The sequence below is a fragment of the Streptomyces viridochromogenes DSM 40736 genome, assembly GCF_000158955.1.
GTDB classification, from domain to species: domain Bacteria; phylum Actinomycetota; class Actinomycetes; order Streptomycetales; family Streptomycetaceae; genus Streptomyces; species Streptomyces venetus.
The window spans coordinates 5,374,288-5,386,888 of sequence record NZ_GG657757.1 but is presented as its reverse complement, the minus strand read 5'-3'; the positions used below and the strand labels follow the sequence as shown (position 1 = coordinate 5,386,888).

Below are 12,601 nucleotides of genomic sequence, written 5' to 3'. Positions count from 1 at the left end.
GCCTCCGGAACCCCCTCGGCCACATCATGCGCCCCCACAGGCGCCCCACCCGCCGCCAGCCGCCCGGCCAGCCCATGGAGATACGCCCCCACACTCCCCGCATCCACCGCCGAAAGCCCCGCAGCCAGCAACGACCCCGCCAGCCCCGACAGCACGTCCCCGCTCCCGGCCGTGGCCAGCCACGACGTCCCCGTCGGATTCACCCGCACCGCACCACCCCCGGAGTCCGCCACCAACGTCGTCGATCCCTTCAGCAGCACGGTCGCCCCGTACCGGCCCGCCAGCTCCCGCACCGCCGCCAGCCGGGCCCCCTCGACCTCCCCCCGGTCGACCCCGAGCAGCGCCGCCGCCTCCCCGGCATGCGGCGTCATCAACGTCGGCGCCCGCCGCGCCCGTACGGCCGACGCGTCGGCCAGCCGCAGCCCGTCCGCGTCGATCAGCACCGGCACGTCCGCCGCCAGCACCTCCGCCACCGTCGCCGCGTCGTCCCCGGCCCCGGGCCCGACCACCCACGCCTGCACCCGCCCGGCGTGCTTCGGCCCCTGGTCCGACACGAGTGTCTCGGGAAACCGTGCGATGACGGCGTTCCCGGCCGGCCCGACGTACCGCACGGCCCCGGCCCCGCCCCGCAGCGCGCCCGCGACGGCGAGCACGGCGGCGCCCGGGTAGCGCGCCGACCCGGCGGCGATCCCGACGACACCCCGCCGGTACTTGTCGCTCTCGGCACGGGGCACCGGCAGCAGCCGCGCCACGTCCGCGTGCTGCAAGGCCTCCAGCTCGGGCTCGGCCGGCAGCGCCAGCCCGATGTCCACCAGCCGCACGGACCCCGCGTACTCCCGCGCCGGGTCGATCAGCAGCCCCGGCTTGTGCGTCCCGAACGTCACCGTCAGATCCGCCCGTACGGCGGTCCCGCGCACCTCGCCCGTGTCGGCGTCGACCCCGCTCGGCAGATCGACGGCGACGACCGCGCCCCGGGACCGTTCGGCGGCGGCGGCCAGCGGCACCGCGTCCGGCCGCAGTCCGCCCTTCCCGCCGATCCCTACGATGCCGTCGACGACGAGATCCGCCCGCTCGACCAGCTCCTCGACGCCACCACCCCCCACGGCCCCACCGGCTCCCGTTCCCCCACCGGCTCCCACGGCCCGCCCCCCGGCCCGCCGCAGCGCCGCGAGCCCCCCGGCGTGAGCCCGCTCCGGCGCGAGCAGCACCGCCGTGACCCCGGCCCCGCGCCGGGCCAGCCGGGCACCGGCGTACAGCGCGTCACCTCCGTTGTCGCCGCTGCCGACCAGCAGCGCGACCCGGCTGCCGTACACCCGCCCCAGCAGGTCGGCACAGGCGGCGGCGAGTCCGGCGGCGGCGCGCTGCATCAGCGCCCCCTCCGGCAGCCGCGCCATCAGCTCCCGCTCGGCGGTCCTGACCGTCTCCACGCTGTACGCATTACGCATGCGGTCGAGTTTCCCGTAGGACCGCCGGACCACTCCCGTGTATCGCGCGTGACCGGAAACCGTGTCGCATCCCCAGCAGCTCCCGGCAACTCCCGGCCGCACCGGACCCATTGACGCTTTGCGATCCCTTTGCCAGAATCCCGGCCGCGCAGAAAGCGCTTGCCCACCCCCACCCTTCGACCCCCACCCCCCCACGTCCGAAGAAACCGAGGCCCCCATGGGACGCAGAGCCGCATTACTCGCCGCCGCCGGCGCCACCGCCCTCCTGACGGCGGCAGGCACCCTGACCGCTCCCGCCACCGCCGTCCCCACGCGAGCGGCGGCCTGCGGGGACGGCTCCTACCAGGCCGAGGCCGTGCAGAGCGGCGGCAACTGGACCGCCCGGCGCGGCGGCGGCACCGTCCACACCGGCACCGACATGCGCGCGGCCGTCCAGGCGGCGATCAACAGCCTCACCCCGGGGCGCACGTCGAAGGAACGGGTCGTGGTCCGGGGCTCCGGCTCGATCTCGGCGGGCTCCCGCATCTCCCTCCCGAGCTACACCGTCCTCGACGTCTGCGGCACCATCGACGTCACGGGCGGCGGCTCGGGCGACCAGGCGCCGGTGTACTCCCGCGGCACCCGCGACATCGAGGTGCAGAACCTCAAGCTCACCGGCGCCCCGCTGTACGGCATCTTCCTGCGCGACGTCCAGAACGTGGTGCTCGGCCAGATCGACATGCGCCTCTCGCGCGGCCTGGGCGTCCGCATCGACAACCGCGGCGACACCAGCCAGTGGACGCGCAACGTCCGCATCGGCGACGTCTACGTCTCCGGCGCGTCCAGCCACGCGGTCGAGACCTACGGCGTCGACGGCCTCACCATCGGCACGGTCACCGCCCGTAACGTGGGCGAGTCGGGTCTCCTGCTCAACCAGACCGTCAACGCGAGCGTCACCAAGGTGGACGCGGAGAACGCGGGCACGGGCACCGGCTACGCGGCCTTCCGCATGGCCAACCGCAACGGCCGGATCGGCAGTGGCTACCCGACCAACATCCGGGTCGGCGAGGTCGTCGCCCGGGGCGGCGGGCGCGGGGTGTTCTGCGTCTCGGAGAGCGGCGGTGCGACGATCGACAAGATCACCCTCACCAACACCGGCAACAACTCGGTCCTGATAGAGAACTGCTACAACGTCAGTCTCGCGGCGCAGGGCGGCACGATCTCGGGCGGTGGCGAGCTGCGGCTGGCCGCGCGCTCGGAGTTCCCCAACAACAAGGACATCACCGTCCAGAACCTGACGGTCACCAACTCGGCCATCAGGGAGAGCCCGTGCGGTGAGAACACGACGTTCCGCAACATCACGCGGGTGAACAGCAGTCAGTCGATCTGCTGAGGCCCGAAGGCCGAGCCCTCGCCCTCACCCGGCGGGGGCTTCGTCCCTCAGGCGGCTCAGCGCCCGCATGGCGTCGCGTTCGACGCGTGCGATGTCGAAGAGGACGGCGCCGGCCCGGACGAGGCACTCCTCATCGCCCCGCTCACCGGCTTCGGTGAGCAGAGCGGCTACGTCCGTCCACAGGCCGGCCGCCTCGGCGTACAGCCGGTGCCCGGTGCGCAGCGGGCCGCTGTCCAGCAACTCGGCGCACTCGGCGAGGAAGTCGCGGTAGAGGTTGCGGAACAGGGCTCCGCCGGTGCCGGCCCGCTCCATCAGGAGGGCGGCCTGCGGCAGATCCCGCCTCGGTTCGTCGGTGCGCCCGAGCCAGGTGGGTACGAGCTTCCCGGCCTTCTCGATGCCGCGGTGGCCGAGGTTGGCGATGGGCGGGGCGAGGAAGGCGTCCGCGCAGGCGGTGACGGCGGGGACGATCCGGTCCCGCAGAACAGGCGGCTTCCGCGGAACGGTGAGGGTGAAGGACCGGTGCCGGGCGGTCATCGGCCCGCGTGCGGCCCTGGCCCGGGCGAGACCGTCCAGACCGGTGGACACGGCGCCACCCTGCTGCTCGGTGTCCACCAGGAAGGCATCCCGCTCGTCGTAGCCGTACAGGGCGACGACATGGCCGCCGAAATGCACCTTCGAGGTGAAGTAGTCCAGGTGGTAGCTGTCGAGTTGCAGCCCGACGGGACGCCCGGCGTCGATGGCCGCCGCCACGTTCTCCCACCCCTTGCGGGCGGACCCGGTCTCCCGCACCACGAGTTCCAGACCGAGCCTGCCGGCCAGGTTCCTGGTGAGCTCGAAGGGCTTGACCCGCCCGCCGAGGAACGGGAAGTCCATGTTCTTGCTGTCCCAGTAGACGAAGGACAGGCCGGCGCCGAGACCGAAGAGCATGGGCTCGGACAGATCGAGTCCCTGGTGCCGCAGCAGCACTCCGAGAGCTGTGGTCTCGCAGTGCTGCCCGCCGCGGGTGTCGACGCCTTTCACCGTGGACATGCTGTGCCCTCCTGGAAGTTCGCTATGATCGACGTACGATTTGAACTCGTTCAAAAAATTCGCTCGAACAGGGGAGGCCAGACCATGGCCGGATCCAGCACCTCCACGGCGACCGACTCACCCGCCACCGCCCTCGGCCCCACGGCACTCGTCCTCGGCGCCTTCTCAGCCGTGGGCACGTGGGCGTTCCTGATCCCCTGGACGGTGCTCGCCGGGGCGCTGGCCGTCACCTTCGGCGCGATGGGCATGCACTACGCCCGCAAGGGCCTGGGCCGACTGTGGACGGCGGTGGCGGGCACGGTGCTGGGCGCGGCGGGCTTCATCGGCACGGTCACGCTCCTGTGGTCCATGTCCTGACCGTTCCGGCCCTCGGGTCACCCCTCCGCGACGACGACGGCCGACGCCACACCCGCGTCATGACTCAGCGAGACGTGCCAGGACTTCACGCCGAGTTCCGCGGCCCGCGCGGCCACGGTCCCGGTCACCCGCAGCCGGGGCCGCCCACTGTCCTCGACATAGACCTCCGCGTCGGTCCAGAGCAGTCCGGCCGGGGCGCCGAGCGCCTTGGCCAGGGCTTCCTTGGCTGCGAACCGGGCAGCCAGCGAGGCGACCCCCCGCCGCTCCCCACTGGGCAGCGACAACTCCCGCTCCACGAACAGCCGCTCGGCCAGCGCGGGCGTACGCTCCAAAGACGCCGCGAACCGCTCGATCTCGGCGACGTCGATCCCGACCCCGATGATGCTCATGCGCAGCACCCTATGGTGACGCGCGGGCGTTTCCTCGCGGTGACTAGCATGATCAGCATGGAATGGGACGGCCTCACCGACCGCGACCGCTACGGGGACTGGTACCTGAAGGGCCGGGACCGGTTCTCGGACCTGGCCCGGGACGCCGACTGGGACGGTGTGTTCGGGGAGCTGGGGGAGCACCCCGGGTGGGTCAACCTCCCCCGCCCCGGGTACCGCTCCGGCTTCGCCCCGCTGCACCAGGCCGCCTGGCACGGCGCCGGCATCGCGGTCGTCTCCCGGCTGATCGCGCACGGCGCCTGGCGTACGCAGCGCACCCGGGACGGACGGCGCCCCGTGGACATCGCGCGGGAGCGGGGCCATGCACACCTGCTGGAACTCCTGGAGCCGGTCGCGGTGCGGCAGCTCCCCTCCCCCGCCGACGCGCTGGAACACCACTTCCACGCCATGCTGCGCGAGCGCACCGGCAGCTGCTTCGACGAGACAGAACACCTCCTGCCACCGCTGTCTCCCCTCACGGAGGGTCTGGACGTGCGGATCTACTTCCGGGTGGTCGGCATGATGGGCGGCTTCCACTACCGCCTCCACGCGGACGTCGTGCACGTGAACGGCAGCTCGCGGATGGACGGCGACAACGGCGACTTCTACCGCGTGACCCCGCAGGGCTGGACCAAGCTCCCCTACAGCCCCACCCCGCCGGCGCCCTGGAGCTACCCGTACTGACGCCCTCGCGCAGCGGCCGGCCGGCTACCCGAACCACCCCCGGCTTCCCGACCGCAACCATCCCCCGCTTCCTCTGAACTCCCCCTCCCCCTTGTACAGTTCGCGATGACCGCGATGAGCAAACGGCATCGCACCAAACGGGAGGACACAGACCATGAGGTTCAAGTCGCTGGGGACCGCGGCCACTTCGATAGCTCTCTTCGCCACGGCTCTCACCGGCACCGTCGCGACCGCCGGCACCGCCGCCGCCGCGCCGCAGGACTGCAGCAAGGCGATCGTGAACGTCAAGGCCAAGGAGACCGTCAACGTCCGCTCCGCGCCGAAGAAGTCGGCCACCGCCCTCGGCATCTGGGGCAAGGGCAAGCGGGGCGGCATCTGCAACGACGGCAAGGCTTACAAGGGCGGCTCGTACACGGCCTGCGGCAAGAGCAGCAACATGTGGTACTACGGCGGCGACAAGGTGAACGGCTGGGTCCCGAAGACCTGCATCAACTGGTAGCAGCCCAGTCGACGGGGGGGCGCACGGCACTGGCCGTTCGCCCCCTTCCTCATTCCACCGTCACTGACTTCGCCAGGTTCCGGGGCTGGTCCACCTCGTTTCCGCGAGCCGTCGCCAGCTCGCACGCGAACACCTGGAGCGGCACCGTGGCCACCAGCGGCTGCAACAGAGTCGGCGTGACCGGGATCCGGATCAGGTGGTCCGCGTACGGCACCACCGCCTCGTCCCCCTCCTCCGCGATGACGATCGTCCGCGCCCCTCGCGCCCGGATCTCCTGGATGTTGGACACGATCTTGTCGTAGAGCACGGACCGCCCCCGCGCCGACGGCACCACGACGACCACGGGCAGATCCTCCTCGATCAGAGCGATCGGCCCGTGCTTCAACTCCCCCGCCGCGAACCCCTCGGCGTGCATGTAGGCCAGCTCCTTGAGCTTCAGCGCGCCCTCGAGCGCCACCGGATACCCCACATGCCGCCCGAGGAACAGCACCGTGTCCTTGGAGGCGAGCGAACGGGCCAGCTCCCGCACCGGCTCCATCGTCCCGAGGACCTGCTCCACCGCCCCGGCGATCGAGGACAGATCGCGGATCACCGCCCGGATCTCGTCGCCCCACTTGGTGCCCCGCACCTGTCCCAGGTACAGCGCCACCAGGTAACACGCCACGAGCTGCGTCAGGAACGCCTTGGTGGACGCGACAGCCACCTCCGGCCCGGCGTGCGTGTACAGCACCGCGTCCGACTCGCGCGGGATCGTCGAACCGTTGGTGTTGCAGATGGCCAGGACCTTGGAGCCCTGCTCACGGGCGTGACGCAGCGCCATGAGCGTGTCCATGGTCTCGCCGGACTGCGAGATCGCGATGACCAGGGTCTGCGCGTCCAGGATCGGGTCCCGGTAGCGGAACTCACTGGCCAGTTCCACCTCGCACGGCAGGCGCGTCCAGTGCTCGATGGCGTACTTGGCGATCATCCCGGCGTGGAAGGCCGTACCGCAGGCGACGATGACGACCTTGTCGATCTCCCGCAGCACCCGCGGCGGGATCCGCACCTCGTCCAGCGTCAGGGAGCCGGAGCCGTCGATCCGGCCCAGCAGCGTGTCGGCGACCGCCTTGGGCTGCTCGGCGATCTCCTTGAGCATGAAGTAGTCGTAGCCGCCCTTCTCGGCGGCCGACGCGTCCCAGTCGACGTGGTACGAACGGACCTCGGCGGGGCGGCCGTCGAAGCCCGTCACCACCACGCCGTCCCGGCGCAGCTCCACCACCTGGTCCTGGCCCAGCTCGATCGCCGACCGTGTGTGGGCGATGAACGCGGCGACGTCCGAGGCGAGAAAGGCCTCACCCTCCCCGACGCCCACCACCAGCGGCGAGTTCCGTCGCGCGCCCACCACCACGTCCGGCTCGTCGGCGTGCACCGCGACGAGGGTGAACGCACCCTCCAGCCGCCGGCACACCAGCCGCATCGCCTCGGCGAGATCCGCGCAGGACGAGAACTCCTCGGCGAGCAGATGGGAGACGACCTCGGTGTCGGTCTCGGAGGCCAGCTCGTGCCCCCGCTCCTCCAACTCGGCCCGCAGCACGGCGAAGTTCTCGATGATGCCGTTGTGCACGACGGCGACCCGGCCCGCGTTGTCGAGGTGCGGATGGGCGTTGACGTCCGTCGGGCCGCCGTGCGTGGCCCACCGGGTGTGCCCGATGCCGGTCGCGCCGGTCGGCAGCGGCCGGCCGTCCAGTTCCTTCTCCAGGTTGAGGAGCTTCCCGGCCTTCTTCGCCGCCGCCAGCCCACCATCGGCCAGCACGGCGACACCCGCCGAGTCGTACCCCCGGTACTCCAGCCGCTTCAGCCCGGCCATCACGACCTCGAGCGCAGACTGCGGCCCCACGTATCCCACGATTCCGCACATGGGGCGCAGCCTACGATCCGACGCCGCCTCAAAAGCCCTTCCGCGTGCCCGAAATCGGAAATTCCCACCGGTGCACACCATGAAGGCTCGCCCGGACCACGGCGACTGCGCCAATCGGAGAGGTCACAGCACGCACGTGGCTGAACGGGGGGTCAGTCGGCCGCCATGGCGCGGTGAACACTCTCGCGGAGCAGGTCGCGACGCTGCTCGTGCAGTTCCCTGGGCTCCTGTGCGGTCGCCGCGTAGACGTTGCTGACCGGCGACCACGCCATGGACATGGCGATGACCATGGACATCAGGTCGAACGGGTCACCCCGGCGCACCAGGCCCGCGGTCTGGGCCTCGGCGATGGCGCGCAGTTTGTGGTCGTCGAGGCGGTCGGGGTCGTCGACCAGGTGGCCGGCCGGGCGGCGCTCCAGGCGCGCCCAGGTGGCCAGTCGAATGAGGTCGGGACGGCGGAGATACTCGTCGTACAGGCGCACGGCCCAGTCCGCGAGGTCAGTGGCGTCGATCGGGACGACGTTCACGATCCGCTCCAGCGAGCCGAAGAAGATGGCGTCGAAGAGCTCTTCCTTGCTGCCGAAGTAGGCGTAGAGCTGCGCCTTATTGGTGCGTGCGGCGGCCACGATCCGCTCGACGCGCGCTCCGGCGATCCCGTGATCGGCGAACTCCTGCGTCGCCACGTCGAGGATGCGCTGATACGTAGCGGCTCCGCGCGAGGTCCGGGGCTGATCGGCCATGGGCCGCACGGTACCAAACAGAACAGTTGGTTTCCCTGACGGGCCGGATGCCCTACGCTGAAATAGACCAACCAGTCTGTCTACTTGGAGGCATCATGAGGAACACCGTCGGCTGGCAGGTGGAAGGTCCGTCGTCGACGCTGCGCCGGACGCCACTGGAACGCCGCGACCTGCGCCCCGACGACCTCGCGGTCCGGGTGGACTACTGCGGCGTCTGCCACACCGATCTGCACGCCGTCAGCGGCCGGGACGGCGAAGCAGGCCCGCCGTTGACACCCGGACACGAGTTCACGGGCGTGGTGACCGAGACCGGCCCCGCGGTCACCGGCTTCACCGTCGGCGATCCGGTCGCAGTCGGCAACATCGTCGACTCCTGCGGCGAGTGCGCCATGTGCCGGGTAGGCCAGGAGAACTTCTGCCACGCCTTCCCGACCCTGACCTACGACGGCACCGACCGGCACGACGGATCGACCACCCTCGGGGGCTACTCCCGCGAGTACGTCGTCCGCGACCGTTTCGCCTACCCTCTTCCGCCCGGTCTGGATCCGGCCGCCGCCGCTCCGCTGCTCTGCGCCGGGGTCACCGTCTGGGAACCGTTGCAGGCCCTCGGGGTGGGGCCGGAGCCGCGTCGCGGTGGCAGGACTGGGCGGCCTGGGCCACCTCGCGGTCAAGATGGCCGTGTCGCTCGGCGCCGACACGTCGGTCATCAGCCGCTCACCCGGCAAGGCCGGCGATGCCCGAGAGCTCGGAGCCCAAGGTCTCATCGTCTCCACGGCCCCGGAACAGATGGCTGACGCCCGCGACCGGTTCGACGTCGTCATCGACACCATCTCCGCCCCGCACGACCTCGGCCCCTACCTGCGCCTGGTCGCCATGGACGGGACGCTCAGCCACCTCGGACACCTCGGCCCCGTCACCGTGGAGACCACCGACCTGCTCGTGGGACGCAAGAAGCTCAGCTCCGCAGGCAGCGGCGGCAGGCTCGCCACGGCCGCCATGCTGGAGTACTGCGGCGAGCACGGCATCACCGCGGACATCGAACTGCTCCCCTCGACGCGAGTGAACGAGGCCCTCGACCGCCTCCGACGCAACGACGTCCGCTATCGCTTCGTCCTCGACATGTCCGACCTGGACTGAGCGCGCGCGTCACACCTTCGCCCGATAAGCCCGCATGGCCAACGGATAGAACACCACCGCGATCCCCGCAGCCCACACCAACGACCACATCACCGGCTCCGCCACCGCCCCGCCCAGCAGCAACCCCCGGAACGCGTCGGACAGATGGGTGACCGGGTTGATGTCGCTCCACGCCTGGAGCCAGCCCGGCATGGTGTCGACCACGACGAACGCGCTGCTCGTGAAGGTGATCGGGAAGATGATGGTGAAGGCGAACGCCTGCACCTTCTCCGCGTCGCCGGCCAGCATCCCGATCAGCACCGCGCTCCACGACACGGCCGCGGCGAACACCACCACCAGCAGCGCGCCGAGCAGGAACCCCCCGAACCCGCCCGTGATGCGGAAGCCGAGCGCCAGTCCGAGGCCGATCATCAGCAGCATCGCCCAGACGTGCTTCGCGAGGTCGGCGGTGATGCGCCCGATGAGCGGGGCGGAGCGCGCGACGGGCAGGCTGCGCAGCCGGTCGAAGACGCCCTTGGTGAGGTCGGTGTTGAGCGCCATCGCCGTGTACATGGTCATGAACAGCGTGTTCTGCACGATGATCCCGGGCAACGCGTACTTCAGGTACGCCTCGGGCGATCCGGCCATCTGCCCGCCCAGCACGTAGGTGAACAGGAACACGAACATGATCGGCGTGATGCTGTAGTCGACCAGTTCGAGCGGGTTGTGCTTGACGGCGACCAGGCTGCGCCAGGCCATCGTGAACGTCTGCCGCAGCGCCGCGAGGGGCGGCACCCGCCCCGACGCGCTGACCGGCGCGGTGATGGTGGTGGTGGCCGCGGTCATGACCGGCTCACCGCCCTCTCCAGCCCGTCGCCCTCCCGGACGGCCCCGTCGCCGTCCTCCCCCGGCTCGCCCGCCTCGCCGGCCTCTCCCGGCTCGGCACGGTGGCCGGTCAGGGCGAGGAAGACCTCGTCGAGCGAGGAGCGGCGCAGGGCCAGCTCACCCACCGCGATCCCCTCCCGGTCCAGCGCCCGTACGACGGCCGGCATCAGCTCGGGGTCCTTCACGGGCGCCGTGATCATCTCGCCCTCGATCCGGGCCTTTGCACCGGCGGCCCCGGCCACCAGCGCGTGCGCCCGCGCGAGGTCCTGCCCGAGGATCGGCCGGAGCTCCAGCACCTGGCCGCCGACCTGGGCCTTCAGCCGGTCCGGGGTGCCCTCGGCGATCACCCGCCCCTTGTCGATCACCACGATGTCGTCCGCGAGCACATCGGCCTCGTTCAGGTACTGCGTGGTCAGCAGGGCGGTCGCACCGTCCGCGACCAGTCCGCGCAGCAGGTCCCACAGCTCACCGCGGCTATGCGGATCGAGGCCGGTGGTCGGCTCGTCGAGGAAGAGGATGCTGGGCCGCCCCACCAGGCTGGCCGCGAGGTCCAGGCGCCGGCGCATACCCCCCGAGAAGGTCTTCGCGGCCCGCCCGGCCGCGTCCGTGAGCTGGAACCGCTCCAGCAGCTCGCCCGCCCGCGCCTTCGCCTCCCGCCTCGGCAGCCCCAGCAGCCGGCCGATGAGCAGCAGATTCTCCATGCCGGTCAGGTTCTCGTCGACCGCCGCGTACTGGCCGGTCAGCCCGACCATGGCCCGCACCACCCCGGCCTCCCGGATCACGTCGTGGCCGGCCACGCGGGCCCTGCCCCCGTCGGGCCGCAGCAGCGTCGCGAAGATCCGCACCGCGGTCGTCTTCCCCGCACCGTTGGGCCCCAGCAGCCCGAGCACCGTGCCTTTGCGGGCCGCCAGATCGACGCCGGCCAGCGCCTCCGTCTCCTTGAACCGTTTGACCAGACCTTCCGCCTCTATCGCATACGTCATGGGTCACCCCTCGGCGTTCGTGAACCCCGGCCTGGGCCCACCTCTCCCACAACTGTGACGCACACCACTGACATTCCTCCCCTTGGCCACTTTTCTCCCAGATGGGAAGGCCCGAAGACCCTGCGTGACGGATCCCACCTCACAGTCCGTTCGTACGCCCGTAACAATGGACTGTGATCTCTCCGGTCTCCTCGATACCCCGGAGCGCCCACCGGCAGCGGCCGGAGGCGACTCCCTACGTCGACCTCACCCGCGCCGAGTGGAGCGCGCTGCGTGACAAGACGCCGCTGCCTCTGACGGCCGAGGAGGTCGAGAAGCTGCGCGGCCTCGGCGACGTCATCGACCTCGACGAGGTGCGCGACATCTACCTGCCGCTGTCCCGGCTCCTCAACCTCTACGTCGGTGCCACCGACGGCCTCAGAGGCGCACTCAACACCTTCCTGGGCGAGCAGGGCTCCCAGTCCGGCACCCCGTTCGTCATAGGAGTCGCCGGCTCGGTCGCGGTCGGCAAGTCCACGGTCGCCCGCCTCCTCCAGGCCCTGCTCTCACGCTGGCCGGAACACCCGCGCGTCGAGCTGGTCACCACCGACGGCTTCCTGCTCCCCACCAAGGAGCTCCAGGCCCGCGGACTGATGTCCCGCAAGGGGTTCCCCGAGTCCTACGACCGCCGCGCGCTGACCCGCTTCGTCGCCGACATCAAGGCCGGCAAGGACGAGGTCACCGCGCCCGTCTACTCCCACCTGATCTACGACATCGTCCCGGACAGGAGGCTCACGGTCCGCCGCCCCGACATCCTGATCGTCGAGGGCCTGAACGTCCTCCAGCCCGCCCTGCCCGGCAAGGACGGCCGCACCAGGGTGGGCCTCGCCGACTACTTCGACTTCAGCGTGTACGTCGACGCCCGGGTCGAGGACGTCGAGCGCTGGTACCTCAACCGCTTCCGCAAGCTGCGCGCGACCGCCTTCCAGAACCCGTCCTCGTACTTCCGCAAGTACACCCAGGTCTCGGAGGAGGAGGCCCTCGACTACGCCCGGACCATGTGGCGCACGATCAACCGGCCCAACCTGGTCGAGAACATCGCCCCGACCCGCGGCCGCGCCACCCTCGTCCTGCGCAAGGGCCCGGACCACAAGGTGCAGCGGCTCAGCCTGCGCAAGCTATGACGC

At 71.1% G+C, this 12,601-nt stretch carries 12 protein-coding genes and 1 pseudogene; 6 read left to right on the top strand and 7 right to left on the bottom strand.

Translation table 11 applies throughout. The annotated features are described in order from the left end of the window. Window positions 1-1,445 (bottom strand): bifunctional ADP-dependent NAD(P)H-hydrate dehydratase/NAD(P)H-hydrate epimerase (locus SSQG_RS23835; protein WP_039935386.1); only part of this gene is annotated, 1,445 nt, incomplete at its 3' end. 217 nt (window positions 1,446-1,662) lie between these two features. Between SSQG_RS23835 and SSQG_RS23830 the strand changes: the two genes are divergently transcribed. Further along, complete coding sequence (locus tag SSQG_RS23830; RefSeq protein ID WP_039933505.1) at window positions 1,663-2,817, top strand: hypothetical protein; 1,155 nt, start codon at window positions 1,663-1,665, stop codon at window positions 2,815-2,817. A 24-nt stretch (window positions 2,818-2,841) separates the two neighbouring features. On the opposite strand, the gene SSQG_RS23825 is transcribed toward SSQG_RS23830, so the two are convergent. Continuing rightward, window positions 2,842-3,846, bottom strand: coding sequence for a BtrH N-terminal domain-containing protein (locus SSQG_RS23825; RefSeq protein ID WP_003992393.1), 1,005 nt, complete (start codon window positions 3,844-3,846; stop codon window positions 2,842-2,844). Between the two features lie 84 nt (window positions 3,847-3,930). Here SSQG_RS23825 and SSQG_RS23820 point away from each other — a divergent pair, with 84 nt between their 5' ends. Next, window positions 3,931-4,203 carry a hypothetical protein gene (locus tag SSQG_RS23820; protein WP_039933504.1) on the top strand — a complete coding sequence of 91 codons (273 nt, stop codon included), beginning with the start codon at window positions 3,931-3,933 and terminating at the stop codon, window positions 4,201-4,203. A 17-nt stretch (window positions 4,204-4,220) separates the two neighbouring features. Here SSQG_RS23820 and SSQG_RS23815 read toward each other — a convergent pair whose 3' ends face one another. After that, complete coding sequence (locus tag SSQG_RS23815) at window positions 4,221-4,592, bottom strand: holo-ACP synthase (protein ID WP_039933501.1); 372 nt, start codon at window positions 4,590-4,592, stop codon at window positions 4,221-4,223. Between the two features lie 48 nt (window positions 4,593-4,640). Between SSQG_RS23815 and SSQG_RS23810 the strand changes: the two genes are divergently transcribed. Beyond that, window positions 4,641-5,315 carry a hypothetical protein gene (locus SSQG_RS23810; protein ID WP_003992391.1) on the top strand — a complete coding sequence of 225 codons (675 nt, stop codon included), beginning with the start codon at window positions 4,641-4,643 and terminating at the stop codon, window positions 5,313-5,315. Window positions 5,316-5,469: 154 nt separating this feature from the next. Next, window positions 5,470-5,814 (top strand): hypothetical protein, encoded by a 345-nt coding sequence (locus SSQG_RS23805; protein WP_003992390.1) that lies wholly within the window; start codon window positions 5,470-5,472, stop codon window positions 5,812-5,814. A gap of 49 nt (window positions 5,815-5,863) precedes the next feature. On the opposite strand, the gene glmS is transcribed toward SSQG_RS23805, so the two are convergent. Then, window positions 5,864-7,711 carry a glutamine--fructose-6-phosphate transaminase (isomerizing) gene (gene glmS, locus SSQG_RS23800; protein WP_003992389.1) on the bottom strand — a complete coding sequence of 616 codons (1,848 nt, stop codon included), beginning with the start codon at window positions 7,709-7,711 and terminating at the stop codon, window positions 5,864-5,866. A gap of 152 nt (window positions 7,712-7,863) precedes the next feature. Next, window positions 7,864-8,451, bottom strand: a complete 588-nt coding sequence (locus SSQG_RS23795) for a TetR family transcriptional regulator (RefSeq protein WP_003992388.1) — start codon at window positions 8,449-8,451, stop codon at window positions 7,864-7,866. Window positions 8,452-8,546: 95 nt separating this feature from the next. On the opposite strand from SSQG_RS23795, the pseudogene SSQG_RS23790 reads away from it, so the two are divergent. Further along, a pseudogene (locus SSQG_RS23790) lies at window positions 8,547-9,588 on the top strand (NAD(P)-dependent alcohol dehydrogenase). Between the two features lie 9 nt (window positions 9,589-9,597). Here SSQG_RS23790 and SSQG_RS23785 read toward each other — a convergent pair. Then, window positions 9,598-10,413, bottom strand: a complete 816-nt coding sequence (locus tag SSQG_RS23785) for an ABC transporter permease (RefSeq protein WP_003992386.1) — start codon at window positions 10,411-10,413, stop codon at window positions 9,598-9,600. Beyond that, window positions 10,410-11,435 carry a daunorubicin resistance protein DrrA family ABC transporter ATP-binding protein gene (locus SSQG_RS23780; RefSeq protein WP_003992385.1) on the bottom strand — a complete coding sequence of 342 codons (1,026 nt, stop codon included), beginning with the start codon at window positions 11,433-11,435 and terminating at the stop codon, window positions 10,410-10,412. The genes SSQG_RS23785 and SSQG_RS23780 overlap by 4 nt, the downstream gene beginning before the upstream one ends. A 173-nt stretch (window positions 11,436-11,608) precedes the next feature. Here SSQG_RS23780 and coaA point away from each other — a divergent pair, with 173 nt between their 5' ends. Continuing rightward, window positions 11,609-12,598 carry a type I pantothenate kinase gene (gene coaA, locus SSQG_RS23775; RefSeq protein WP_003992384.1) on the top strand — a complete coding sequence of 330 codons (990 nt, stop codon included), beginning with the start codon at window positions 11,609-11,611 and terminating at the stop codon, window positions 12,596-12,598. Window positions 12,599-12,601: the final 3 nt, after the last annotated feature.

Coding starts and splice junctions, on each gene's coding strand:
- SSQG_RS23810 (WP_003992391.1), top strand. CDS start 4,641: ATGATCAGCATGGAATGGGACGGCCTCACCGACCGCGACCGCTACGGG.
- SSQG_RS23780 (WP_003992385.1), bottom strand. CDS start 11,435: ATGACGTATGCGATAGAGGCGGAAGGTCTGGTCAAACGGTTCAAGGAG.
- SSQG_RS23825 (WP_003992393.1), bottom strand. CDS start 3,846: ATGTCCACGGTGAAAGGCGTCGACACCCGCGGCGGGCAGCACTGCGAG.
- SSQG_RS23815 (WP_039933501.1), bottom strand. CDS start 4,592: ATGAGCATCATCGGGGTCGGGATCGACGTCGCCGAGATCGAGCGGTTC.
- SSQG_RS23820 (WP_039933504.1), top strand. CDS start 3,931: ATGGCCGGATCCAGCACCTCCACGGCGACCGACTCACCCGCCACCGCC.
- SSQG_RS23795 (WP_003992388.1), bottom strand. CDS start 8,451: ATGGCCGATCAGCCCCGGACCTCGCGCGGAGCCGCTACGTATCAGCGC.
- SSQG_RS23785 (WP_003992386.1), bottom strand. CDS start 10,413: ATGACCGCGGCCACCACCACCATCACCGCGCCGGTCAGCGCGTCGGGG.
- SSQG_RS23805 (WP_003992390.1), top strand. CDS start 5,470: ATGAGGTTCAAGTCGCTGGGGACCGCGGCCACTTCGATAGCTCTCTTC.
- SSQG_RS23830 (WP_039933505.1), top strand. CDS start 1,663: ATGGGACGCAGAGCCGCATTACTCGCCGCCGCCGGCGCCACCGCCCTC.
- glmS (WP_003992389.1), bottom strand. CDS start 7,711: ATGTGCGGAATCGTGGGATACGTGGGGCCGCAGTCTGCGCTCGAGGTC.